21 protein-coding genes are annotated in these 24,910 nt (G+C 73.8%); 9 read left to right on the top strand and 12 right to left on the bottom strand.

Features of this window, described 5'->3' with window-relative positions:
- Positions 1-141: 141 nt before the first annotated feature.
- Positions 142-516, top strand: a complete 375-nt coding sequence (locus AB0I91_RS39175) for a PadR family transcriptional regulator (protein WP_498779692.1) — start codon at positions 142-144, stop codon at positions 514-516.
- Positions 513-1,880, top strand: a complete 1,368-nt coding sequence (locus AB0I91_RS39170) for a permease prefix domain 1-containing protein (RefSeq protein ID WP_499641389.1) — start codon at positions 513-515, stop codon at positions 1,878-1,880. Before AB0I91_RS39175 ends, AB0I91_RS39170 begins: the two co-directional genes overlap by 4 nt.
- Positions 1,881-1,905: 25 nt before the next feature.
- Here AB0I91_RS39170 and AB0I91_RS39165 read toward each other — a convergent pair whose 3' ends face one another.
- From AB0I91_RS39165 to AB0I91_RS39130, 8 genes are all read right to left on the bottom strand, one after another.
- On the bottom strand, positions 1,906-3,345 hold the full coding sequence (locus AB0I91_RS39165) for a 3-deoxy-7-phosphoheptulonate synthase (RefSeq protein WP_499641387.1): 1,440 nt from the start codon (positions 3,343-3,345) through the stop codon (positions 1,906-1,908).
- Complete coding sequence (locus AB0I91_RS39160; RefSeq protein ID WP_499641385.1) at positions 3,329-4,540, bottom strand: FAD-dependent monooxygenase; 1,212 nt, start codon at positions 4,538-4,540, stop codon at positions 3,329-3,331. Before AB0I91_RS39160 ends, AB0I91_RS39165 begins: the two co-directional genes overlap by 17 nt.
- Positions 4,537-4,671 (bottom strand): hypothetical protein, encoded by a 135-nt coding sequence (locus AB0I91_RS39155; RefSeq protein ID WP_499641383.1) that lies wholly within the window; start codon positions 4,669-4,671, stop codon positions 4,537-4,539. The genes AB0I91_RS39160 and AB0I91_RS39155 overlap by 4 nt, the downstream gene beginning before the upstream one ends.
- 497 nt (positions 4,672-5,168) lie before the next feature.
- Positions 5,169-6,092 (bottom strand): hypothetical protein, encoded by a 924-nt coding sequence (locus AB0I91_RS39150; RefSeq protein ID WP_499618120.1) that lies wholly within the window; start codon positions 6,090-6,092, stop codon positions 5,169-5,171.
- Positions 6,089-6,412, bottom strand: a complete 324-nt coding sequence (locus AB0I91_RS39145; protein ID WP_499641381.1) for a PadR family transcriptional regulator — start codon at positions 6,410-6,412, stop codon at positions 6,089-6,091. The genes AB0I91_RS39150 and AB0I91_RS39145 overlap by 4 nt, the downstream gene beginning before the upstream one ends.
- 92 nt (positions 6,413-6,504) lie before the next feature.
- Positions 6,505-6,960: a pyridoxamine 5'-phosphate oxidase family protein gene (locus tag AB0I91_RS39140; RefSeq protein WP_498779679.1), complete on the bottom strand. Its 456-nt coding sequence runs from the start codon at positions 6,958-6,960 to the stop codon at positions 6,505-6,507.
- Positions 6,957-7,586 carry a glyoxalase gene (locus AB0I91_RS39135; protein ID WP_498779677.1) on the bottom strand — a complete coding sequence of 210 codons (630 nt, stop codon included), beginning with the start codon at positions 7,584-7,586 and terminating at the stop codon, positions 6,957-6,959. The genes AB0I91_RS39140 and AB0I91_RS39135 overlap by 4 nt, the downstream gene beginning before the upstream one ends.
- A gap of 562 nt (positions 7,587-8,148) precedes the next feature.
- Positions 8,149-9,573, bottom strand: coding sequence for a WGR domain-containing protein (locus AB0I91_RS39130; protein ID WP_498779675.1), 1,425 nt, complete (start codon positions 9,571-9,573; stop codon positions 8,149-8,151).
- Positions 9,574-10,039: 466 nt separating this feature from the next.
- Here AB0I91_RS39130 and AB0I91_RS39125 point away from each other — a divergent pair, with 466 nt between their 5' ends.
- The 3 genes from AB0I91_RS39125 (at position 10,040) to AB0I91_RS39115 (ending at position 13,996) form a co-directional block, all read left to right on the top strand.
- Positions 10,040-11,659: an outer membrane protein assembly factor BamB family protein gene (locus AB0I91_RS39125; protein ID WP_499641379.1), complete on the top strand. Its 1,620-nt coding sequence runs from the start codon at positions 10,040-10,042 to the stop codon at positions 11,657-11,659.
- An 89-nt stretch (positions 11,660-11,748) separates the two neighbouring features.
- A complete protein-coding gene (locus AB0I91_RS39120) occupies positions 11,749-12,522 on the top strand; it encodes a hypothetical protein (protein ID WP_499641377.1) in 774 nt (257 codons plus the stop codon).
- 346 nt (positions 12,523-12,868) lie between these two features.
- Positions 12,869-13,996 (top strand): transcription termination factor Rho, short form, encoded by a 1,128-nt coding sequence (locus AB0I91_RS39115; RefSeq protein WP_498779669.1) that lies wholly within the window; start codon positions 12,869-12,871, stop codon positions 13,994-13,996.
- Between the two features lie 15 nt (positions 13,997-14,011).
- On the opposite strand, the gene AB0I91_RS39110 is transcribed toward AB0I91_RS39115, so the two are convergent.
- Complete coding sequence (locus AB0I91_RS39110; RefSeq protein ID WP_499612330.1) at positions 14,012-14,941, bottom strand: DMT family transporter; 930 nt, start codon at positions 14,939-14,941, stop codon at positions 14,012-14,014.
- A gap of 47 nt (positions 14,942-14,988) precedes the next feature.
- Between AB0I91_RS39110 and AB0I91_RS39105 the strand changes: the two genes are divergently transcribed.
- Positions 14,989-15,900 (top strand): LysR family transcriptional regulator, encoded by a 912-nt coding sequence (locus AB0I91_RS39105; RefSeq protein ID WP_499641375.1) that lies wholly within the window; start codon positions 14,989-14,991, stop codon positions 15,898-15,900.
- Between the two features lie 69 nt (positions 15,901-15,969).
- Here AB0I91_RS39105 and AB0I91_RS39100 read toward each other — a convergent pair whose 3' ends face one another.
- Together AB0I91_RS39100 and AB0I91_RS39095 are read right to left on the bottom strand one after the other, a co-directional pair.
- Positions 15,970-17,415, bottom strand: a complete 1,446-nt coding sequence (locus tag AB0I91_RS39100; RefSeq protein ID WP_499641373.1) for an RICIN domain-containing protein — start codon at positions 17,413-17,415, stop codon at positions 15,970-15,972.
- 344 nt (positions 17,416-17,759) lie between these two features.
- Complete coding sequence (locus tag AB0I91_RS39095; protein ID WP_499641371.1) at positions 17,760-18,434, bottom strand: hypothetical protein; 675 nt, start codon at positions 18,432-18,434, stop codon at positions 17,760-17,762.
- Positions 18,435-18,663: 229 nt separating this feature from the next.
- Here AB0I91_RS39095 and AB0I91_RS39090 point away from each other — a divergent pair, with 229 nt between their 5' ends.
- The 3 genes from AB0I91_RS39090 to AB0I91_RS39080 all read left to right on the top strand — a co-directional run bounded on the left by AB0I91_RS39090 (position 18,664) and on the right by AB0I91_RS39080 (position 24,033).
- Complete coding sequence (locus AB0I91_RS39090) at positions 18,664-19,323, top strand: TNT domain-containing protein (RefSeq protein WP_498779661.1); 660 nt, start codon at positions 18,664-18,666, stop codon at positions 19,321-19,323.
- A 216-nt stretch (positions 19,324-19,539) separates the two neighbouring features.
- Complete coding sequence (locus AB0I91_RS39085) at positions 19,540-20,862, top strand: cytochrome P450 (RefSeq protein ID WP_498779660.1); 1,323 nt, start codon at positions 19,540-19,542, stop codon at positions 20,860-20,862.
- 30 nt (positions 20,863-20,892) lie between these two features.
- Entirely contained in the window at positions 20,893-24,033 is a 3,141-nt protein-coding gene (locus AB0I91_RS39080) for an ATP-binding protein (protein ID WP_499641369.1), read from the top strand.
- An 11-nt stretch (positions 24,034-24,044) separates the two neighbouring features.
- Here AB0I91_RS39080 and AB0I91_RS39075 read toward each other — a convergent pair whose 3' ends face one another.
- Positions 24,045-24,821 (bottom strand): ABC transporter permease, encoded by a 777-nt coding sequence (locus tag AB0I91_RS39075; protein WP_499641367.1) that lies wholly within the window; start codon positions 24,819-24,821, stop codon positions 24,045-24,047.
- Positions 24,822-24,910 lie beyond the last annotated feature (89 nt).

Below are 24,910 nucleotides of genomic sequence, written 5' to 3'. Positions count from 1 at the left end.
TCGGTCAACGTGATGAGAGCGCCGACCATCGGAGTTCCGCCGCCGGCGTCCCGAATGGTCCATTGCGCGCTGCTTGCTACGACGCGATACCTAGAAGTACTATGCCTTGCACATCTAGGGTATGGCTTCGGGGAGGGCTGGTTGAAGGTCACCAAGGACCTCGTCGCCGCCTCGGCGACACCGATGGTGCTGGGCATCCTGGCCGAGGAGGACAGCTACGGGTACGCGATCCTCAGGCGGATCAACGAGCTGTCCGACGGGAAGCTGGACTGGACCGAAGGGCTGCTCTACCCGTTGCTGCACCGGCTGGAGCGCCTGGGGCACGTGGAGTCGACGTGGCGGTCGGTCGCCGGCGAGCGGCGGCGCAAGTACTACCGGATCACCCGCAGCGGCCTGGCCGAACTCGCCGAGCAGCGTCGGCAGTGGGACGCGGTCGTCGGCGCGCTCAAGGAGATCTGGCCCCGTTCGGACGAGTCGCGGCCGTTGACCACGTTGCCGCGGGGAGGCTTCGCATGACCGACGATCAGGGCGACCTGGACGCGCAGTTCGCCCAGTGGCGGCACTACCTGCAACGGCGCCGGGAGCTGCGGCAGACCGACGTCGACGAGCTCGAAGACCACCTGCGGGGCTCGGTCGACGACCTCCTGGCCGCCGGCCTGCACGCCGACGAGGCGTTCCTGGTCGCGGTCAAGCGCATGGGCAGCCTGGACGAGCTGTCCCGCGAGTTCGCCCGGGAGCACTCGGAGCGGCTGTGGAAGCAGCTGGTGCTGACCGGCGGGCCCGACGGACCGGCGCCGGGCGGCCGGTCGCGGCGCGACCTGCTGGTGATGGTGGGCTGCGCGGCGGGCGCGGCGGTGTCGGTCAAGGCGCCGGAGCTGTTCGGCCTGAGCCTGGAGGACGACGCCGCGTTCTACGCGCCGAACGTCGCCCTGTTCGCGTTGCCGTGGCTGGCGGGCTTCCTGGCCTGGCGGCGTCGTGCGACGGCCGGGGTGATCGGCGCGCTGGTCGCGTTGTTCGCGCTGGGCGCGGTGGCCGCCAACGCCTACCCGCTCGCGGAGGACTCCCAGTCGGTGGTGCTGACCAGCATCCACCTGCCGATCGCGCTGTGGTTCGCGGTCGGGCTGGCGTACGTGTCCGACGACGTGCGGTCCTCACGGCGACGGATGGACTTCGTCCGCTTCACCGGCGAGTGGTTCATCTACTACGTCCTCATCGCGCTCGGCGGCGGTGTGCTGATCGGGTTCGTGTTCGGCACCTTCGAGGCGATCGGGATCTCGCCGGAGACCGTCATCGGGCAGTGGGTGCTCCCGTGCGGCGCCGCGGCGGCGGTGGTCGTGGCCGGGTGGCTGGTCGAGGCCAAGCAGAGCGTGGTGGAGAACATCGCCCCGGTGCTGACGCGGCTGTTCACCCCGCTGTTCACCGCGGTGCTGCTGGCGTTCTTGGTCACGCTCGGCGTCACCAGTTCCGGCATCGACGTCGAGCGGGAGGCGTTGATCCTGTTCGACCTCCTGCTGGTCGTGGTGCTCGGCCTGCTGCTCTACTCGTTCTCCGCGCGCGATCCGCTGGCCCCGCCCGGTGTGTTCGACAAGCTGCAACTCGCCCTCGTGGTCAGCGCGCTGGTCATCGACGTGCTGGTGCTGCTGGAGATCACCGGCCGCATCACGGAGTACGGCACCACGCCCAACAAGGCGGCGGCGCTGGGCGAGAACGTCATCCTCCTGGCCAACCTGGCGTGGACGGCGTGGCTGCTGCTGGCCCTGATCCGCCGCCGCGCGCCGTTCACCGCGCTCGAACGGTGGCAGACCACCTACCTGCCGGTGTACGCGGTGTGGGCGTGGGTCGTGGTCCTGCTCTTCCCGCCGCTGTTCGGCTACCTGTGACGCGTGCCGCCGGGCGCCGCGTCGGTCACCGCGCGCACCGTTCGGCGGTCCACAGCGCCAGTTCGAGCGCCTGGTCGCGGTCGAGGCGCTGGTCGTCGGTCGAGACGTCGTCGACCAGCTCCACGTGCAGGCCACCGGCGTGGGTGCCGGCGGCCCGGTGCGCGTCGTGGAAGCCCTGCACCTCGGCCACCACGTCGTCGAGGTCGCCGGCGGGGGACGCGTTGCCGTGCAGGGGATCGCACACCCAGCCCACCGGGACGCCGGTGTCGGTGACGGCGTCGAGCAGGCGTGGCAACACGTCGCGCACCTGCCCCGCGCCCAGACGGGTGATGAACGTCAGCCGTCCGGGCACGCGATCGGGGTTGAGCGCGCGGGCGAGCCCGGCCGCGTCCCGGGCGGTGGCGGTCGGGCCGAGCGCCACCGCCACCGGGTTGTCGATCCCGGCCAGGAAGTCGACGCGCGTGCGGCTGCGGTCGCCCGCCCACAGCAGGTGCCCGGAGGTGCCGAACCGGCGTCCGGTGCGCGGATCGGTGCGGGCGAGCGCGAGCTCGTAGTCCAGGGGAACCGCCTCGTGGCTGACGAAGAGGTCCGGCGGGCCGGGGTGCGGGCCCGCCAGCCGCGACCGGACGAGGGCGACGACGTCGGCGTGGCGTGCCGCGGCCGGTGTGGTGGCCAGGCGTCGGTCGAGCGACTCCCGCACCGCGTCGGCGGTGGCCGGGTCGGACACCAGCGCGCGCAGTTCGTCCAGGTACCGGGCCGAGTTCCGGTACCGGCGGCGGGTGTCCGGGCCGTCGGCCACCACCCGGCCGACGGTGATCACCGGCAGGCACGCGGCGTGGCCGAGGACGAGCGCCAGCTCGCGCGTGAACCGGTACCCGGACACGTCGTCGGAGGCCGCTGCGCCGGGTCCGCCGTGCAGCAGCAGCGCCTGCCCGGTGGCGACCTGGCCGAGTTCCGCGGTGAGCCGGTCGCACTGCTGCGGGAGCACCAACGCCGGGGTGCCCGCCCGCTGCGCGCGCACCCGCCGTTCGTCGGCCCACCCGGACCGCTGGGGCTGGATGGACGACGCCGCCTGACCGGACCGGGTGGCCTGGTCAGGCCGCGCGGTGTGGGCGGGCGGCGCGGTGTGGGCGGATCTCTCGGTCTGGGCGGACCCCGCCGCCTGACCGGACCGCTCGACCTGGTCGGCCTGGGCGGACTGCTCGACCTGGTCGGCCTGGGCGGACTGCTCGATCTGGACGGCCTGCGCGGCTTGGCCGGCCTGGCCGTCCTGGGCGGACCGTGCTGCCTGCTCCACTTGCTCCGGTTGCTCCAGTTGCTCGACCTGGTCGGGCCGGCGGGTGCCGCCCTGTCTGGGCGTCGGCGGCGTGAGGGCGACGTCCGGGGTGGCGTGCTCCGGCCCGACCCGCTGCGGCGGGGGGTGGACGGTCGGGGTCGTGCCGCCGGGCTCAGACGAGTTCGCCATGGTGGGATTCCTCCGAGGTCGCCAGCGCGGCCTCCGCGTCGTAGCCGTGGATCCAGGCCAGGTCTTCGGGCAGTCGGCGCAGCCTGGCGTCCCGCTCGTCGGCGGCGGGCCCGTCGGGGAGCTGGTAGCACTCGCCGTTGCGCCGCGAACCCAGTTGCAGCAGGCGGGTCCGGGTGCGCCGGGCCCGTTCGTAGCGGTCCAGGGCCAGCGCGGGCCGGTCCGGCCACGTGCGCAGGCACGCCGCCAGCACCACCCCGTCCTCGACCGCCTGGTTACCGCCCTGGCCGTGGTGCGGGAGCATCGGGTGCGCGGCGTCGCCGACCAGCGTCACCCGCTCCAGGCTCCAGCGGTCGACGGGCTCCCGGTCGAACAGGCCCCAGTGCGACACCTCGTCGGCCGCGCCGACGATCCGGGTCACCGCGGGCGACCACCCGGCGAACGCGGCCAGCACGTCGGCGACCCGGCCGCGCCGCACCCACGACTCCCGGGTCCACCGCGGATCGCGCACCACGGCGAGGAAGTTCACCGTGTCGCCGCCGTGCACCGGGTAGGCGACCAGGTGCCGCGCGGGTCCGAGGTGGAACGACAGCGCGTCGTCGACCGCGTCGCCCACCAGCTCGGCCGCGACCAGCCCGCGGTAGCCCGACCTGCCCGAGTAGACGGCGCGATCGGCTCCGACGACGTCCCTCCGCACCGTGGAGTGCACACCGTCCGCACCCACCACCACACCGGCCTCGACGCGCCGGTCGCCGTCGAACTCGACCACCACCCGGTCGGCCAGCGGGGTGACGCCCAGGCAGCGGTGCCCGGTGCGCAGCTCGCCGCCCTCGTCGCGGTACCGCTCGGCCAGCAGCCGTTGCAGGTCCGCGCGGTGGAAGGTGTAGAAGGGCGCGCCGAAGCGGTCCTCGTAGTCGCGGCCGAGGGGCAGGGCCTGCCGCACCGCGCCGGTCCGCCAGTGGTGGAACACCACGCGCCCCGGCTGGAAGGCCATCCGCCGCAGCTCCGAGCCCAAGCCGAGCCGCAGCAGGGGACGGGTGCCGTTCGCGCCGAGGGCCAGCCCCGCCCCTTCCTCGCTCAGCGCGTCGGCCTGCTCGAACACCGCGACCCGCAGGCCCGCGCGGCGCAACGCCAACGCGGTGACCAGCCCACCGATCCCGGCGCCGACCACGGCGACCGGCACGTGCTCGGCGCTCACGGCGCACCGGAGACGGCGAGCGCGACCACCCGGGCGCCGTCGCGGAACGCCGGGCGTTCGGTCACGTCACCGTCGCGGTGGTGGTCGCCGGCCAGGGGAGAGGGGGTGGACTGGAGTGGGACCTCGGGCATGCTCGCTCCTGCGCGGAAGTCACGGTGCGACGCGGCGGACCCCGACCCGTCATCGGGTCCTCGACCTGCCATCCGGTGTCGCCCCGTCCGGGCGTTCGTCCTCGCCGACGGCATCACGGACCGTGCTGTGCGCCGAGCGTATGCGCAGGTTTCGGGGGCGGCAATCGCGCCCGGGGCGGTCCGGGACCGTCGTGGCGGTCGACGAGCCGGCCGGAGATCGGCCCGTCCCGCGTGCGGGGCGGGACACCCGCGTCACCGGTGGTGGTGACGTCGTCCTGAGCTCGTGGTCCACGGAGCGTCGCAGGTCACGCCCCGTCAGGGCGCTGTCCTTCGTCGGGGTACGTCCTGTCACCCGATGAGTGCTCGGCCGCGCGAGGAGTTGATTTCGTGACGCGTGGTGATCCGACTGCGCACCTCGGTGTCACCCCGTGATTCCGGCCGGCGGAAGACCACCCTACGGAGGGAAATCCGGCCCAACCTCGTTTGGGAGCGCCCGGTCAGGTGACCGGGCGGTCGGGACGCCTGCGGACGCGGCGTGGCAGGCCGCCCAACGCCAGCAGCGCCAGCACCGGCAGCCCGTAGAAGACCGCCACCTCCAACGAGGTCGGCATGCGCAGCGAGATGAGCAGCTGGGCGAAGCCCAGCGCCGTCGTCACGGTCGGCAGCAGCAGGATCAACGCGGCCCGCCGGCCGACCCGCGACCGGTGGCCGCACGCCACCGCCGTGCCGCCGATCACCACGACGAGCCGGAGGAACTCGACCACCGCCACGCGGTGCCCCAGGACACCCAGCGCCACGGTCACGCCGACCGTCGCGGCCAGCACGAGGACCGCCCGACGCCCGACCAGCTCCCGACCACGCGCCGGTCCCGGCGACCACGTCAGCGCGACCGCGGTCAGCAGACCCACCAGGATCCACCCCGCGTCCATCCCGGTCCACCAGTGCTGGTGCGGGAGGAACGTCGCGACCAGCACGAACCAGGCCACGGCCGGCCAGGCGACCACCGCGGCGGCACGCGACCGCCCGAGCAGGACGAGCACGGCCACCACGCCCCAGAGGAGCCACGCCGGCGCGTCCGGGAACTGCGTGGACCACGGCATGTCCACCAGCGCGCCCGCCTTCACGAACCACGCGAGCTCGTGCAGGCCGGTCGTCGCGCCGGCCAGCAGCGCCACCGGCCCGAGCAGGCTGACGATCGCCAGCACGTCCCGGGCGTCGACGCCGCCGTCGGCCGCCACCACCCGCCGCAGGTGCAGCCGCACCGCGGCCCACAGCAGGTCGACGCGCTCACGCCGGGTCGGCCGCGCCCGGTCGCCGGCGCCCGCCATCAGCACCGCCAGCATCTCCTCGCCGTGGCGTTCGCGGTGATCGCGCGGGTAGCGCGCCAACAGCCGCCGGTAGTGCCGTTCCAACTCGCTCATGCCGTGCCCCCCGCCGGCCGCAGCCGCAGACGTCGCTCCGCGGCGCGGGTCTGTGCCCGCAACCTCCGCACTTCGGTCTCCAACCTGGCCGCCCCCTCGTCGGTCAGCCGGTAGTAGCGGCGGAGCCTGCCGTCGACGACCTGCTCCCGGTCGACGGCCACCCAACCGTCCGCGGACAACCGGTCCAGCGCCGTGTAGAGGGTGCCCGCGCGCAGCTTGACCCGGCCGCCCGAGATCTCCTCGACGTCGAGCAGGATGCCGTAGCCGTGCTGCGCCCGCGCGGCCAACGCCGTGAGGATCAGGAACGTCGGTTCCCTCAACGGACCGTCTTTCACGCTATCGGTATATACCGATCATCTGACTATGGCAAGCGCAGGGGGTGCGCTCGTCCGCAGGCGTGACGTCGCCGGGGTCAGCCGAGCCACCGGCCGTCGCGCATGAGGGTGCGCCCGCGGAGCTCGTCGGCCTCGCGCCAGGCCTGGATCCGTCGCGGCCGGACCAGGAAGTACTGGTAGGGCTCGTCCAGGTCGCGCGGGTCGAAGCCGGTCCTGGCCGCGAACGCGTCGCCCGCCTCGGGGCCGAGGTCGGCGACGTCCACCGGCTCGGCGGTCCCGTCGACCACGACGACGTCCCGCGTCGGCCCGAGGCAGAGCCGCACCCGGCCGTCCGCCAGGAGGTTGCGGCCGGTGGCGGAGGAGCGCGGCGTCGAGATCAGGAAGGCGGCGCCGTCCCAGAGGTAGGAGAGCGGGACGAGGTGGACGCCGGCCGGCCCGCCCGACGTCGCGACCCAGAGGTCGACGTCGGCCGCGAGCCTGGCCCGGGTGTCCCGCAGCCTCTCGTCGAGGCCGCGCGGCGGTGCGGCCGTCATGCGTTCGTCGACAGCCGGGACGACGCCTCCCACGCGAACCCGTCCGGGTCGGTGAAGTCGCCGGCGTCGCCGCCGATCGTGAGCCGGTGCGACCCGGTGCCGTCGGGCGCGACACCGACGTCCTTGGCCAGCGCGCGACGCCGGTACAGCGCCAGCTTGACCGGGCCCGACCCGGCGGCGAACTCGACGTACACGCGGCCGAAGCTCTTGCCGACGGCAAGCCCCTGGCCGACGTAGAACCGCTTGCTCGCGGCCACGTCCGCGACGCCGAGCAGGAGCACGATCTCGTCGATCGCCCGGGTCGCCGGGCCGGTGTCCTTCTTGGCCGAGGTCGCGATCTTCCAGATCGCGCCGTCCGGCGCCTGCACGACGCCGCCGTAGCCCCACAGCGACTTCGAGGCGGGCTTGAGCGTGGTGGCGCCGGCGTCCAGGGCGGTCGCGACGAGGCTGTCGACGGTGGACGGTTGGGACACCGTGAGCGCCAGCGTGAACCCGCGGAAGCCGGTCGTCGGCGCCTCGGAGGCCCGCAGGCGGAGCTGCCCGTCCAGGCCGAACGCGTCGGCGTAGAAGCGGTGGGCGGCCGTGGTGTCGGCCACGTCGAGGGTGACGGATTCGATGTTTGCCATGGGAAGAACGCTAGGTCCGCCCCCACCACGGGCGCTTCTCGATTCCTGACCGGTCGCGGCGCGGGCGGTGCGGAGGCTCCACGGCGCAACCCGCGACGTTCAACCTCGGCGATCAGGTTGGGGGCGAAACCCACGCGGGCGGGGTGGCTCGCATGCCGGTGCCGGTGCCGGTGCCGGTGCCGGTGCCGGGCCGGGCCGGTGCGGGGCGGGGCGGGGCGGGACGGGACGGGACGGGTGGTGTGCGCTCGCGGGCCGGTGCCGGGCGGGGCGGGTGGTGTGCGGCGGGGTGGGTGGTGTGCGGCAGTGTGGCCGGTGTCGGGTGGGGCGGTCGGTGTCGGGCGAGGTTGCGGTGTCCGGAGGGCTGGGCGGTGTCGGGCGCGGTGGCTGGTGTCGGGCGAGGCGGTCGGTGTGTGGCGGGGTGGCCGTTGTCGGGCGGTGTGTGGCGAGGTGGGCCGTGTGCGGTGGGCCGCGTGCCGGGTCGGTCGGGCGACACCCGGGAACGGCGTGGGCCGGCGGCGACCCCGTTGACAGGTCGCCGCCGGCCCGGTGCCGGTGCCGGTGCTCAGCGCAGGCGCTTGATCTCGCCGCGGGTGCGGTAGAACGAGCCGCTGGCCGAGGTGAGCACTTCGGTGACCAGGTACCGGGCGCCGGGCACGCGGATGTTCTTGGGGAACTGCACGCCCCACGTCCGGTCGTAGCCCTCCGAGACGACGTGCACCCTGACCCGGCCCCCGACCTGCACGCACTCGACCACGACGCCGTCGCCCGGCGCGACCTGCGACACGACCTCGACCTCCGCGGTCGCCTCGACCCGGTCGATGGCGCCCGCCTTGATGTCCTGGCGCTGCGGCAGCTGCCCCTGCTCGGCCGCGCGCACGGCGGCCGGGCTCGCGTCGAGGCACGCGAGCGAACCGTCCGTGGTCACCAGGTAGAGCCGCTCGTCGCGGTACTGCATGGAGAACGCCGAACCGCACCCCGTCGCGAGCTTCCACAACCGGGTCCCGTCGGCGGCGAAGCAGTACACCGAGGACTGGTTGTCGCCCGCGAACACGAACTCGCCGTCGGGCGACGTGGCGCAGGAGAACACGGCCGCGTCGCAGCGGTAGTCGCCGGTCATCCGCCCGTCCGACTTGGCGAACCGGTGCACCCGGCCGCGGCTGGTGCCCGCGAACACGGCGTCGCGCTCCTGCCAGCCGAACAGCACCTGGCCGACGGTGTCGGCGTGCCACGCCCGGTGCCCGCGGCCGGTGTAGTGGGTGACGCCGCGGGAGTGGCCGTGGAAGACGCCCTCCGGCGAGCAGCGGACCATCCAGGCGCTGTCACCGGTGGCCGGCACCGACCACTGGAACTCGTCCTCGTGGTCCACCACGGTCACCCGGCCCTGGCGGTCGGACACGCCCAGCACGCCGTCGTGGATGTCGAGCCAGTAGATGTCCACGTCGTCGGCGATCTCGTAGGCCACCCGGGGCACCTTCGCGCCGAGGTCGTACACCTGGCCGTCGTCGCACCCCGCGTAGATCCAGAAGTCGTCGGCCACGATGCACTTCACCGCGTCGGGCAGCCCGAACCGCCCGGTGACCCGGCCGTCGTGGGTGAGGGTGTAGACGTCGCCGTTCTCGTTGCCGACCCAGGCGTGGTCCTCGCCGATGAAGATCCCGAACGCCGGCGCGCCGGAGGCGAACCGCCACAGCACCGGCGCCTGGGTCGCGGTGGAGCGGGTGCTGACGATCTGCCGCCTGCTCACCGACCGGCGTTGGCGCACGCCCTTGACGGCCGGCGCGTAGCCCTTGCGCACCTTCTCGCCGATCTTCTTCTCGGCGGCCTTGAGCGCCTTGGTGTGGTCGGCGAAGGTCGCGCTCCTGACCTGCCCCTGCTCCCCGATCCGCCCGTAGGTGATGGTGACCTCGGTGTCCTCGACCCGCACTTCGTAGAACTTGTGCGCGCCACCGTCGGCCTCGGACAGCTCCAGGTACGTCGTGGCAGACATGCGTTCGCTCCTTCTTCGCGTGATCTGTGGGCACGCTATCGAGCGACACCGACAATTCCGCGCGGAGGCGGCCGGGGTGCCGATCGGACGCGGTGTCGCCGCCGAAACCGAGCGTTCCTCGCACGAGTGCCGGTCGTCGCCCCTTGGCGCCCGGAATTGCGCATCCGATCGACTGGCAGTTTCCCGAGTGGCGGCAGGTCCTGGACCTGTACCGGGCCCAGAACCGCACCGCCGAAGCCGGCGACGTCCGGCAGCGGCTGCGCGAGCACGTCTCCAGACCAACCGTCCTCTGTGGACTCCGCTTCCCGGCAGGCGTTGAGGTTGCGCAACTCCGACGCGGTGGATCAGCCGAACGGGCCGCGCCCGATCGACGTCATCGAGACGCGATTCGCCGGTCCGCACCACGTGCCCGGCCACGGCCCCGTGCCACCGTGGGTCGACCCACCGGCGGGAGGGGATGACGGAGATGGCACACAGGCGCGGGGCCACGGCCCTCTTGGCGGTCGCGGCGGTGACCACCGTGCTCGGCGCGGGCGTCACCGCGGCGGCACCGCTCGGCGCGGGCGGCGGCGACTGGCCGACGTGGCAGAAGGACCTCAAGGGCAGCAGGCACAACGCCGCCGAGTGGCGGATCACGCCGCGCAACGTGGACCGGCTGGAGCTGAAGTGGGCGTTCGCCTACCCGGCGAGCGGCACGCCGTTCCCCGTGCGCAGCCAGCCCGCCGTGGTCGACGGGACGGTGTACTTCGGCGGTCCGGACGGCCGGTTCCGCGCCCGTGACGCCCGCACCGGGGCGGACCGGTGGACGTTCGACCTCGGCGGCGTCGAGCCGGGCGCCAAGCCGCGGCCCGCCATACCGTGGGACGGACCGTCGGTGGCGGGCGGGAAGGTCTACTTCGGGGACATCCGGGGCTTCGTCTACGCGCTGGACCAGCGCACCGGGCAGCTCGCGTGGGCCAAGGAGGTCGACGAGCACCCGGCGGCGACGGTGACCAGTTCGCCGCTGGTGCACGACGGCCTGGTGTACGTGGGCACGTCCAGCGGCGAGAACTCGCTCAACAGCCCGGACGGCACCGCCGACGACCCGGCCTACCCCTGCTGCACGTTCCGCGGCCACCTCGACGCCCTCGACGCCCGCACGGGCGAACTGGTGTGGCGGCACTACACCGTGCCCGAACCGCGGGCCGTCGGGACGTGGCCCAGCGGCGCCACCCGCCACGAACCGTCCGGGGCGGGCGTGTGGTCCTCGCCGGTGGTCGACCAGCGCACCGGCACGCTGTACGTGGGCACCGGCCAGCTCTACACCGGCACGACCGGCGACTTCGACACGCTGCTCGCGCTCGACCACCGGACCGGCGCGGTGAAGTGGCGCAACCAGGTCACCAAGGCCGACACGTGGCGGCTGCTGTGCAACCTGCCGGACGGCGCGCCCTACTGCCCGGGCCTGGCCGACGGCTCGGCGCTGGACTACGACATCGGCGCCACGCCCAACCTGTTCACCGTCGACGGGCGGGCGCTGGTGGGTGTGGGGCAGAAGCTCGGCGTGTACCACGTGTTCGACGCCGTGACGGGCGAAGTGGTGTGGCGGCGCGCGCTCGGCCTGCCGATCCCGGGCTCGGGCTTCGGCGGCATCCAGTGGGGCACGAGCTTCGACGGGCGCCGGCTGTACGTCGCGACCTACTTCGCCGACCCGGGCAAGGTGTTCGCGCTCGACCCGGCGGACGGGGACGTGCTGTGGGAGACGCCGAACCCGGCCGACGGCTGCACGACCGGCGGTGCGGCGGCGTACCCGGACCTGTGCACGCTCGCCCACGGTCCCGGCGTGACCAGCAGCCCCGGCCTGGTCTACGAGGGCAGCAACGACGGCAAGCTGCGGGCGTACTCGGCCCGTGACGGCCGGGTGCTCTGGACGTTCGACACGCTCCAGGACTTCACCGGCGTCAACGGCCTGCCGGGCCGCGGCGGGTCGGTCTCCGGCAGCGGCGGTGGCGCGGTGGTGTCCGGTGGCATGGTCTACGTGCAGGCGGGGTACTGGCCGACCTACCCGAACCCGAACGGCAGCGTGCTGCTGGCCTTCGGCCTGTGACCCGACTCGTCCGGCAGGTCGATCGGTGCCGCCCGGCCGCGGGGAATTGCTCATGCGCCCCGGTCACCGGCACGGATAACGTGGGGGACGTGATCACTTCACCGCGGATCGCGGCGGTCGCGTGCGCGGGCGTGCTGCTCGCCTCGTGCGGTGTGCTGGACTGTTCGGCCGCGGTCGAGGACGAGCTGGATCGGCGGTCCGCGACCCTGGCCGACGCCATCGGCCACCCGCACCAGCCGGACGCGGCCGGTTTCGCCCGTGCCGCGTTGGCCACGAGCCTCGGCAAGTCGCCGGGCTTCAGCGTCCTGCGGGCCGAGGACCTCGCGCACCAGGACCCCGAGGACCCGATGGCGCGCCTGGTCTGGCGGATCCACCACGACGCCCACGACTCGGGTTGGCAGCAGACCCCGGCGTTCGACGCCTGCTACGAGGTGGAGTTCGACTACTACGGCGCGGTGTCGGAGCCGTCCCGGGTCGCCTGCCCGGACGACGCCACCCCGATCACGCCGCCGCCGCTGCCGAAGCGGGACGTCCCGTCGGACTTCGCACCGGCCCTGGAAGCCACCCTCGGCGCGCTGCCCGGGACGCCCGGCGAAGCCGAGGTGCGAACCGCGCTCGCCACCGGTCTGCCCGCGCCGCGGGTGGACCCGGAGACCAACCTGGCGAGCATCCCGCCGCGGGTGCTGGTGCGCGTCCGGGGCTCCGACGTCGGCGTGGCGCTGTCGGCGAACAACGGCGGCGCCAAGGCCTGCTTGCTGGGCCGCCGCGTCGCCGGCGAGGTCCGGGTGTGGTCGCTGAACTGGCGCGAGCTGGGCCCGATGGAGAAGCCGTGCACCCCCGAGGCCGCCCTGGCCGTCTCGTGACACCTGACGAGCGGTGACCGCGACACCCGTCCTCCACGAGCGGCAACCGCGACACCACCGGCACCCGTCGCCCTCGACCCGACCTCGCGCACCCCGGTGTACCAGCCGTCACGCCGGCCGGCGGCTGCTCGTCGGGGGACTCGGTTGCGCGGTGTCCAGGTCGGTGGTTATGCTGCGTGACATCTCGTTCTCGCGGACGTAGGTGGCGTCAGCCCCTCCCGCGACATCTCTCGAAATCCCCGGCACCGGTCGGACGTGGCTCCTCGAGCCTTTCCCGACGTGGTCCCGGGTTCCCGCCGCGGCGTCGCCGCGCGTCCACCCATTCCCGCGATCAGGGAGAAAACCCTTGAACCACAACGATTTTTCCGACACCCGCCTCACCTCCGGCGTCCTCGACGTCGTGGACCGCCGCGCCGTCCTGCGCACCGAGGGCTACCTGCCCGGACCGCGGGACGTCGCCGTCGCGCAGCACCTCGTGGCCGAACACGGGCTGCGGCGCGGTGACGAGGTGCACGGCCGCGTCGCGCCACCGCCCAGGGAGGGCAAGGCGCCGTCGATGGTCACCGTCGAGGCCGTCAACGGCGCGCACCCGCGCCACGCCCGGTCCCGGCCGTCCTTCGCCGACCTCGTGCCCACCCACCCGCACGAACGGCTGCGGCTGGAGACGGAGGCGCACGAGCTGACCACGCGGGTGGTCGACCTGGTGATGCCCATCGGCAAGGGCCAGCGCGCGTTGATCTTCGCCCCGCCCAAGGCGGGCAAGACCACCGTGCTGCGGTCCATCGCGCACGGCCTCGCCAAGAACCACCCGGAGTGCCACCTGATGCTGGTCCTGGTCGGCGAACGGCCGGAGGAGGTCACCGACCTCGCGCGAGCCGTGCCCGCCGAGGTCGTCGCCGCCACCTTCGACCACCCGCCCCGCCACCACACCGCGCTCGCCGAACTCGCCGTCGAACGGGCGAAACGCCTGGTCGAGCTGGGGCGCGACGTCGTGGTGCTGATGGACTCCGCGACCCGACTGGGTCGCGCCTACAACCTCGCCGCACCCGTGTCCGGCCGGACCCTGTCCGGCGGCGTGGACGCCGGCTCCCTCATCGGCCCCAAGCGGTTCCTGGGCGCCGCGCGCAACGTCGACGGCGGCGGTTCGCTGACGATCATCGCCACCGCGCTGGTCGACACCGGCTCGGTGGGCGACTCGCTGCTCTTCGAGGAGTACAAGGGCACCGGCAACGCCGAGCTGCGGCTGGACCGCAAGGCCGCCGCCCGGCGCGTGTTCCCCGCCGTGGAGGTCACCCAGTCCGGCACCCGCCGCGACGACCTGCTGCTCACCCCGCGCGAAGCGACGGCGACCCGCCTGCTGCGCCGCGCCCTCGCCGGCAAGGAGGACGCGATCGACGTGCTCCTCGACGGCCTGCGCAAGACGAGCGACAACGCGGAGTTCCTCGTCCGCCTCACGAACACCACGCCGCACTGACGCCCACGCGCCCCGTCAGCGGCGCGACCCGACGCTGACGAAGGCGACCGCGCCGAGCACCACCAGGCACCCGACCAGCTGCGGCGCGCTCGGCCGCTCGTGCAGCAGCACGACACCCATGAGGATCGCGCCCACCGGCTGCAACAGCATCATCGTGGCGCCCGTGGCACTCGACAGCCGCGGCAGCGCCGTGGAGATCAGCAGCCAGCCCGCGATCTGGCCGATCAGCGCCAACGCGACCAGCCAGCCGAGCACGGGCCACCCCGGCGACAGGTCGAGCCGGCCCGTCGGCACGCCGATCGCCACCGCCGTCACCCCGGCCGACACGGTGGCCAGGAACAACGTGTGGTCGCGGGCGCCGGGTCCGGTGCTGCGCCGCATCAGCACCAGGTAGGCGGCGAACCCCACACCCGCGCCCAGCGCCAGCACCGCGCCCAGGACCGGGTCGGGGCCGAACGCCGGCGTCCCCGCCAGACCGCCCGCAAGCACGATCCCGCCCAGCAGCACGGGCGCGGCCCACACGAAGCGGTTCGACGGCCGTTCCCGGAACACCAGGTAGGCCACCGCGGGCACGATCACCACCTGCACGGACAGCAGCACGGTCGCGATGCCCGCGCCGACCAGGGCGATCGCGTCACCCCACAGCACGAAGTCCACGCCGAGCCCGACCCCCGCCAGCAGCGGCAGCAGCAACCGCCGCCGCGCCGTGCCCCGCCGCCGTTCCCACCACACCAGCACGCCCAGCACCGGCAGCGAGAACAGGCAGCGCCAGAACGCGCTGGTGCTGCCGCTGGCCCCGGACACCTTGATGAACACCGACGACAGCGCGATGCAGAGGCTGCCCGCCATCGCGAGCAGGGCCGGGTTCACCCGCGTGGCGGGCAGCACGGTCGCCGGTCGGGCTTCGGTCGTGGTCACCCGTCCACCCTGAGGTCCACCGACCATCAAGGACAAGCGAATTGTCGTGAGCGGAATTCGGTAGCATCTCTACCGTGTTCGGTTTGGAGCGGATGCGTGCCCTGCACGCCGTGGCGACCCACGGGACGGTCGCGGCGGCGGCGGCCGCGCTGCACGTCACCCCGTCCGGCGTGTCCCAGCAGCTGGCGAAGCTGGAACGGGAGGCAGGCCAACGGCTGCTGGAGCCGCACGGCCGCACCGTCCGCCTCACCACCGCCGGGCACGTGCTCGCGGGTCACGCGGCCACCATCCTGGCCCAGGTCGACAAGGCGCGGTCGGACCTGGAGCTGCTGCGCGAGGACATCACCGGCCCGCTGCGCATCGGGGCCATCCCCACCACCGTGCACGCCCTGCTGCCACCCGTGCTGGCGACGTTGCGCGCCCAGCACCCCGGCCTGGAGGTGACCCTGCACGAGGGCGAGGCCGAGGAGACCATGCCGCTGGTGGTCGACGGCAGGCTGGACGTGGCGGTGCTGGAGAGCTGGGAGCACCGCCCCGTCACCGTGCCGCCGTCGACCTCGCGGACCACGCTGCTGTCCGACGTGGCGGACCTCGCCCTGCCCGCGGGCCACCGCCTGGCGCACCGCAAGGCCGTCGACCTGGCCGAGGTGGACGACCTGCCGTGGATCGCCTGGAGCGCGGGCTCGGGCTGCCACGACTGGCTCGTGCACGTGCTGCGGCAGCAGGGTTTGGGCGCGCGGATCACCTGCACCGTCGGCAGCTACCCGACCCAGCTGGCCCTGGTCGCGGGCAACGTGGGCGCCGCCGCGATCCCGCGCCTTGGCCGCGACTCGGTGCCCGAGGGCGTGCGGCTCCTCACCACCCGCCCGGCCCTCAACCGCACCATCTACGCGATCAACCGCGCCGAGGACGACGACCGGGGTGCGATCAGGGCCTGCGTGGACGCGTTGACGTCGGCGGCGACCGGGTTCCACCACCTCGCCTGACGGCGGGGGACCCGCGCGCCCGCCCCGACCGGACCGGCTCGGCGGCCCGGTCGAGGGTGAGCGCCCTGCTCAGACGCGCGTGAGCTGGAACTGCTGGTTCTGCCCGGAGTTGCACGGGTACTGCTTGAACTGCAGGTTCTCCTGCGAGCTGCTCGGCAGGTCCAGGCACTTGCCGGAGTGCCGCGCGACCAGCCTGGAGTAGCCGGAGCCCGCGTCGACCAGCGACCACTGCTGGTTCTGCCCGGAGTTGCAGCTCCACTGCACGACGGCCGCGCCGTCGGCCGTGCTGCTGTCGCTCACGTCGAGGCACTTGCTGGAGTGCCGGGCGATCAGCTGGTAGTAGGCGCCGCCCGCGGACTGCAGGCGGAACTGCTGGTTCGTGCCGCTGCCGCACGGGTACTGCATCAACGCCGCGCCGTCCGCGCCGCTGGCGTTGGCGACGTCGAGGCACTTGCCGGAGTGCCGCACGCTGATCCGGTTGTACGTCAGGGCCACCGGGCTGATCGTGCCGGTCGCCGTGTCGATGACGATCTGGCCCGCGTTCGACAGGCTCATGGTGGTGTTGTCGGAGAACGTGATCGGGAGCCAGACGTAGCTGGAGTCGCTCACGGGTCCGTTCCAGGCGCCGGCCCAGCGGTCGCCCATGCAGAGGTAGGACGTCGTCTGGGTGCCCTGGATCGGCAGCACGTACGCGGGTTGCGAGCGGTACGTGGTGGAGTCGCCCACGTTGCGCATCTCGCTCCACGGACCGGACACGCTGGTGGCGGTGGCGTACTTCGCCTGGTTCGGCGACCACCCCGTGGCGCCGGACGTGAGCATGAAGTACACGCCGTTGCGCTTGAACAACGCCGGGGCCTCGCGGTGCCCGCCGGGCCACGGGTTGCCGACCAGTTGCGCGACATTGCGGTAGTCGGCGTTGAGGCGGTAGATGTGCAGGTCGTAGTTCTCCCGCGCGGCCGAGATCATGTACGCCGTGCCGTCGTCGTCCTTGTACAGCGTGATGTCACGCGACATGTGCTGCCCGAGCGGCCGGAAACTGCCCTGGTAGGTGTAGTTGCCGTCCACAGTGGACGAGTACGCCACGGCGGCCCGTGCCTCGCCGTAGTGCTGGCCGTTCTCCCAGTGCATCCACATGACGTACTGGCCCGTGGACGCGTTGTAGATGACCTTCGGTCGTTCCACCCAGGACGTGCGCAGTTCCGAGTGGCTGTTCTGGGTGAGCACGTTGTTGCGGAACTCCCAGGTCTTCAGGTCGGTGGACCGGTAGACGGACACGGCCCGGAACAGGTTGTCCGGGTGCCGGTTCTCGCCGAACCAGTAGTAGTAGCTGCCGACCTTGATCACGCCACCGCCGTGCGCCTGGACGAGGTTGCCGCTCGTGTCGGTGAACTGCACCCCCACGTCCACGGTGACGGGCGCGGCGTGCGCCGTGCCGCCGGGTAGCAGCAGGGTTGCCAGGCCGACGGCCGCGGCGGTCAACGCCGCACGCCACCGCCTCGGGGACAAGCGGGACATCTGGACTCCTTTGTCCGGCCCACCACAGGGATCGAACGGCCGGCGCCCGGCGTGGGCGAATCCGCGCGCTGGCCCATCCGGGACGGGGCACCGTCCCGTTGAGCGGCCCTCGCGCGGTCGGGCCAAGGCGCTGTCGGGGGTTCCCGACGGGCGCCGTGCGGCGGCGTTGCCGTCCCACGCGCAATGTTTACGCAAACATCGGGACCAATGCTGGCAGTGCGCCGTGCGTGCGTCAAGACTCGGCCGGCGCGACGGACGCGTTGGCGTCGCGTGGGCGCCGCCGGCGTGCGTGCGATGGGACCGACTGGATCAGGTGGTCACCCGTCACGTGCCGCGGGCGTGGTTCACCAGTGGCGGTTGCAGCATTCGACGTGCAGCCCGATGAACGGGTTGCGGGCGTCCCCGTTGGACGTCCGGCAGCGGCCCAGCCCGATCTCCGCGCAGCAGTGCGTGTCGGGTGAGGTGGCGAGGTGGGCCGGGCAGTCCTCGGCGAGCGCGCGCAGCTGCTCGCCCCGGAGCTCGTAGGCGCGCCGACTGCCGACGACGAACAGGGTGTCCGCGGCGATGCTCCAGCGCAGGTGGTCGCGGAACTCGCGGTGGAAGGAACGCTCGTGCTCCTCGCGCCCGACCGGGCGGAACGCCTCCGGCGGCAGCGTCACCTTGTGGGTGGCGGCCGGTGACAGGCCGGCGCGGACCTGCTTCCACCGCGACACCGGGAACCGGAGGCTGTGGTGCAGCAGCACGAGGTCGAGCCTGCGGCCGCCGTACTCCTCGCCGCAGCGGGACGGGCTCGACCGCAGCGGCAGGTAGACGAGGCTGCGGGGTGAGCGCGAGGCCAGCCACCAGGCGGACGCGAGGTCCGCGGTCGCGGCCTTGTCCACCGACATCTGCGGGCTGTGCGCGGCTTCGTGCAGGGACGCGTGGGCGATCGGTCGCGAGGGACGGATCACCCGGTAGCTGTCGCCGCCCAACCGCACGGCGCTGACCAGCGTCCGCCACTCCCGCCCGGCCAGCCGCACTGGTCCACCCCTTCCCCGCCTCGATCGACGGCGACACGGTAGGCAGCGGCGTGCGCAGATGACCAGCGAATTGTTGGCGCGACCGACATCGCTACGCAGCGGAACCGTGCACTCGACCGGCTCACGTGGCGTGAATGATCGGGTGAACCCGGCTTCGACGCCTCCAGCCCGGAGCCCGACGGCGCTAGCGTTCCCCGCGTCCGGCCGTCGAGCACGAGGAGGTCGTCGGATGCGCGGGTTCGCCAAGTTCGCCGCCGCCGTGTCGTCAGTCCTGTTGGCGTCGGCGCTGGCCGCCGCACCGTCCGCCCAGGCGGCCCAGGACGACGCCGCGGCGCGGAACAACCCCACCCAGTGCTCCGAGGAGCTGTACCAGGGCGACCGCAGGCTGGGACCCGAGCGCCTGCCCGTGGCGGGCCCGGTCGGCCGCCAGTTGGTCGGGTACGACCGGACCGGCGGCCTGCCCGAGGCGGAGTTCTTCGACACCTACTACAACAGCGAAGCGAACTCGTGGCGCTACCCGCCGGCGGACGGCTACCAGCTCGACCAGGACGGCAACCCGATCAAGCGGCGGGAGACCCTGGACCAGGGTGAGCGGATCGACCGCTACGGCAGCGAGTACGGCGCGTTCCTCGCGCCCGAGGGCCTGCCCTACACCAGCCGCTCCATCCCGCCGCAGAACCTCGTCGGCACGCCGGCGGAGAACTGCAACTACCACGTCTACCTCGTCAGCAGGGACTTCGACGTGGACGCGGGCCCCATCGCGCCGTGGTTCGCCCAGTCCGGCGGCGGCACGCAGTACCAGCTGAACCGCGCGTTCGTGCCGGACGCGCCGGAGCGGCTGAACGTGGCGTGGTTGCTGGAGCACGACTACCTCGAACGCCTCCGCTGACGGCGACCTCGCGTGGTGCTTCCCACGAACGTCGGCCGGTGCGGTGACGCGCAGGTCGGCGTTCGTCCTCGTGATCGGCGCCGTCCCTGATCATGGCCGGACCGCGCGGTGTGAACGGCTCGATCGGCAAACCGTAGTCGACGGACCGCGCCCCGACCGCCACGATGGGGGAGAGCGCGGGAGGTGCGGCCAGTGGACCCGGCAACGCGGATTCCCATGGCACGAGGTCGATTACCGGTCGTCGGGCACGCCTGGCCGATGATGCGCGACCCGCTCGGCTTCCTCGGTTCCCTGGCCCGCCAGGGACCGCTGGTGCGCATCGCGTTCGGGCCGGTCAAGGCGGTCGTGGTCTGCGACGCCGAGTTGGCGCAGCAGGTGTTCCGCGACGACCGCACGTTCGACAAGGGCGGCCCGTTCGCCGACCGGGTGCGCGACGTGGTCGGCAACAACCTGTCCACCTGCCCGCACCACGAGCACCGCAGGCAGCGGCGGCTGCTGCAGCCCGCGTTCCACGTCGGCAGGTTCGACGCCTACGGGCGCACGATGTCCGCGCAGATCGCCGACCGGGTCGGCGCGTGGCGCGACGGGCAGGTGCTCGACGTGCCCGCGGAGATGGGCATGCTCGCCACCAACGTGCTCACCGCCACCATGTTCTCCGACACGCTGTCGCCCGCGGAGCTCAAGCAGTCGCAGGAGGACGCGGACGTGCTCGCCACCGACGTCCTGCCGCGCATGATGATGCCCAAGGCGCTCACCAGGCTGCCGCTGCCGGTCAACGTGAGGTTCGAGCGCGCGCACGCCCGGCTCAGGGCGATGGTCGAGGCGATCGTCCGCGCCCGGCGCGAGGAGGGCGGCGACCGGGGCGACCTGCTGTCCGCGCTCCTCGCCGGGTACGACGAGGAGTCCACCGGCGCGGACCGGACCTTGTCCGACCACGAGGTGGTCAACCAGATGCTCACCTTCCACCTCGCCGGCAGCGAGACGACCGCCGTCACGCTGGCGTGGGCGCTGCACCTGATCGCACGCCACCCCGACGTCGAGCGCCGCCTGCACGCCGAGGTGGACGCGGTGCTGGCCGGGCGGACCGCGGGGCCCGGCGACGTGTCCGCGCTGGAGCTGACCGGCCGCGTGATCACCGAGACGCTGCGCCTGCGGTCGCCGGTGTACGTCCTCACCCGCGAGGTCACCGCCGACACCGAGCTCGGCGGGCACCGGCTGGCGGCGGGCACGGTGCTGGCCTACAGCCCGTACCCCATCCACCACGACGCCGACCTGCACCCGGACCCGCAGCGCTTCGACCCCGACCGCTGGGACCCGGCCCGCAAGCCCGCGCGCCACGCGTTCGTGCCGTTCGCCAACGGCGCCCGCAAGTGCATCGGCGACAAGTTCAGCCTGATGGAGGCGACGTTGGCGCTGGCGTCCATCCTCGCCCGGTGGCGGCTGGAGCACGTGCCCGGCGGCGAGGACGTCCGCCCCGCCGCGGCCGCGGTGATCCGGCCGCGCCGGCTGCGGATGCGTGCGACGAGCCGGGTGTCCTAGCCGCGCGGCCCGGGTCGATACGCTGGCTCCGTGACCCCCGATCTCGTCCTGCTGTCCGGGGTGTCCTTCCGCGGCCACGAGATCGCGGGTCCGCGGCTGCGCGGTCTCCTGGCCCTGCTCGCGGCCGACCTGCGCGCCGGCTGCGGCACCGGGCGGTTGGTCGACGGGCTGTGGCCGGACGAGCGGCCGGAGAACCCGCCCAAGGCGGTGCAGATCCTGGTGTCCCGGGCGCGGTCCCGGCTCGGGGCCGACGTGATCGCGCGGACCGCGACCGGCTACCGGTTGGCGCTGGCCGAGGACCAGGTCGACAGCTCGGCGGTGCTGGTCCGGGCCGAGGACGCCGCCTGGTGCTCGCGGGCCGGCGACCACGCCGCCGCGCTCTCGCACGCCGACGCGGGCCTCGCCCTGTGGCACGGCGACCCGGGCGACGACGCCGAGCCCGTCACCGCGTTGCGGGCGGAGCGGGACGCCACCCATCGCGCACTGGTGCGGGCCCGCGCGCTCGCCCTGGCCCGGCTGGACCGGCCCGCCGAGGCGGTGGGCCCGTTGGCCGAGCTGGCCGCGGACCACCCGCGTGACGAGGAGGTGCTGGTCGAGCTGTTGCGGTGCGAGGCGGCGACGGTCGGCCCGGCCACGGCGCTCGCCCGCTACGACGCGCACCGGCGGGCGTTGCGGGAGGAACTCGGCGCGGACCCCGGCCCGGCGCTGCGGGCGGAGCACCGGCGGCTGCTCCAAGGCGTGGCGCCCGCGGTCCGGCACGGTGTCGCGCACGAGCCGAACCCGTTGCTGGGCCGGGACGAGGACGTCGCCGCCGTCGAGGCGCTGCTGCGCACGTCCCGCGTGACGTCGATCGTGGGTCCGGGCGGCCTCGGCAAGACCCGGCTCGCGCACGCCGTCGCCCGCCGCGCGCAGGCGCCGGTGGTGGTCGTCGTGCCGCTGGCCGCCGTCGTCGCCGACGACGACGTGGCCCACGAGGTGGCGATGGCCCTCGGCGTCGGCGAGCACCGGTCGCCGGGCGGGCCCGTCACGGGCGGTGACGTCGCCGCCGCCATCGCGGCCAAGCTCGCCGCCGGCCCGTCCCTGCTGGTGCTGGACAACTGCGAGCACGTCGTCGCGGGCGCCGCCGACCTGGTCCGCGCCCTGGTGTCGCTGACCGCCGAGCCGCGGGTGCTGACCACCGGCCGGACACCCCTCGGCCTGTCGTCGGAGTCCGTCCACCACCTGCCGGAGCTGAGCCTGGCGACGAGCGCGGAGCTGTTCGCGCAGCGGGCGCGGGCGGCGCGGCCCGGCGTCGACCTGCCCGAGCCGGCCGTGGCGGAGCTGTGCCGCCACCTCGACGGGCTGCCGCTCGCGGTCGAGCTGGCCGCCGCCCGGGTGCGGATCATGTCCGTGGCGGAGATCGCCCGGCGGCTCGACGACCGGTTCGCCCTGTTGCGCGGCGGCGCCCGGGACGCGCCGCGACGCCACCACACGCTGCACGCGGTCGTGGACTGGAGCTGGAACCTGCTCGACCCGGCCGGTCAGGCGGCGATGCGCGCTCTCTCGGTGTTCACCGACGGGTTCACCGCCGACGCGGCGCGCGTGCTGCTCGACGGGCTGCCCACGACGACGGGTGAGGTGGACGTGGTGCTGGAGCACCTGGTCGACCACTCGTTGATCAAGGTGTCCGACACGCCGTCGGGCGCCCGGTTCCGGATGCTGGAGACGGTCCGGGAGTTCAGCGCCGCGCGGCTGACGGCGGCGGGTGAGGCCGACGACGTGACGACCGCGTTCCTGGCGTGGGCGCGGGCGTTCGGGCTCGCCGAGCACGCGAGCCTGTTCGGCTCCGACCCCTACGACACGGCCGCCGCGGTCAAGGCGGAGCAGGAGAACCTGCTCCAGGCGCTCCGGTCGGCGCTCGGGCGCGACGACCGGCCCACGGTCGCGGCGGTCACCGCGGTCCTCGGCGGCGCGTGGAGCCTCGAGTCGAACTACCCGCGGCTCACGGCGTTGATCCGGCAGACCTCGTGGGCGCTGTCGCACTACCGGCCGGAGCCCGCGTTCGTCGAGGTGGCCCGGACCGCCCTCACCGTGGCCGCGGCCTACACGTTCGGCGCCGAGGGCCCGAAGCCGCCGCGGTCGGTCGTCGCGCTGCGCCGGCTCGGGGTGGCGGAGCCGGACACAGTGGTCCGGGCGATCGGCTGGGTGGTCGCCGCGCTGGGCGACCGGGCGGAGCTGCACCGGCTGTGCGACAGCGCCGAGCCGCTGGTGGCCGGTGTCGCGAACGCGTTCGCCGGCTACCACTGGGAAGCCGTGGGCGACGTCGACGCGGCGCTGGTGGCCGCCCGGCGGGCGCTCGACGTGTTCACCGGGCACGACCTGCCGTGGCCGCGCTCGTTCGGGCACGGCAGGGTCGCCGAGATCTGCCTGCGCTCCGGGCGTGGCGCGGAGGCACGGGACCACCTGGTCGCCGCGCTGCCGCTGCTCCAGCGACTCGGCGCGCGGGTCGACGCGGTCGGCGTCCGGGCGTGGCTCGTGCTGGCCAACCTCCAGCTCGGCGACATAGCCGAGGCCGAGCGGTGGCTGGACGGCCTCACGGCGGTCGCGCTCGACGAGGAGGAGGCCGAGTCGGTCGGTTACGACCTCGGCATCCGGGCCGAGGTGCGGTTCGCCCGCGGTGAGGTGGAGGCCGGCCTGCGGCTGTGGCGGCGGGCCGTGGAGCGGGTCGGCGACGCCCGCGTCCCGACCGACCGGGACCCGTGGGCGGCGCAGGCGCGGTCGGTGGCCGTCGTCGCGCACGCCCGGCACGACCGGCTCGACCTCGTGGCCCACGTCGCCGACGCGCTGCCCGGACCGCTGGCCGAGCTGTTGACCCCTTCGCCGGACCCGGTGGCGCAGTCGCTCTGCGGCACCTTGCTCGTGGCCGTCGCCACGGCCGACCTGGCCCGCGCCCGCCGGGCCGGCGACCCGTGCCTCGCGCGGTCGGCGGCCCGGATGCTCGCGGTGGCCGAGCAGGTCGGGTTCTGGTGCGACTTCCAGCCGACGATGTCACCGGCCTCGATCCGGGCGGACGCCGAGCGGGCCGACCGGGCGGCGTACGACGAAGCCGTGTCGTCGTACGCCGCCCTGGACCGCGCCGGTCTCCGCGCGGCGGCGCTGGACCTGGTGCGCGGGCGTCCGCTCGGCCGCTGAGCGCGGACCGCTCAGCGGGTGCGGTCCCGGTTGTAGAGCCGCTTCGCCCACGCGTACCCGGCCAGCGCGATCACGGCGCACCAGCCGAGCGCGACCACGGCGCTGGTCCCGATCGGCGTGCCGAGCAGCAGGCCGCGCAGCGTTTCCATGACCGGGGTGAACGGCTGGAGCTCGGCGAACCACCGCAGCCCGGCCGGCAACGAGTCGGTCGGCACGAACCCGCTGCCGAACAGCGGCAGCAGCGTCAGCGGCATGGCCAGGTTGCTCGCCGCCGCGACGGTCTTCGTCACCAACCCCATCGCGACGGCCAGCCACACGAGCGCGAACGTCGTCGCGGTGAGCACGCCGGCGACCGCCAGCCACTCGACCGCGGTCGCGTTCGGCCGGAACCCGACGAGCACGGCCGCGCCGAGCACGACGGCGAGGCTGAACAGGGTGTGCAGCACGCTGCCGAGCACGTGCCCGGTCAGGACGGACACCCGCGCGATGGCCATGGTCCGGAACCGGGCGATGATGCCCGTCGTCATGTCGATCGCCACCGAGATCGCGGTGCCCTGCACGGCGCCGGTGATCGTGACGAGCAGGATCCCGGGCGTGACGTAGCCGACGTAGGCGCCGCGGCCGCCCGACCCGCCGCCGAGGCCGTCGCCCAGCATGCCGCCGAGCACGTAGACGAACAGCAGCAGCAAGACGATCGGCACGGCGAGCAGCATCAGCGTGACGGACCAGGCGCGGGACATGTGCCGCAGCTGGCGGCGCAGCATCGTGGTCGAGTCGCGGACGGCCATTCTTCGGCGGCCGCGACCCGCCGCAACGACACCAGGGCTTCGACCACCTCGTCGAGCACGGTGTCGAGCACGTCCAAGTCCGACCACGC

The sequence above is a fragment of the Actinosynnema sp. NPDC049800 genome (assembly GCF_040656635.1).
In the GTDB taxonomy this organism is placed as follows: Bacteria; Actinomycetota; Actinomycetes; order Mycobacteriales; family Pseudonocardiaceae; genus Actinosynnema.
Note: the sequence above shows the minus strand (reverse complement) of the source record. Positions and strands in the feature narration are given on the sequence as shown.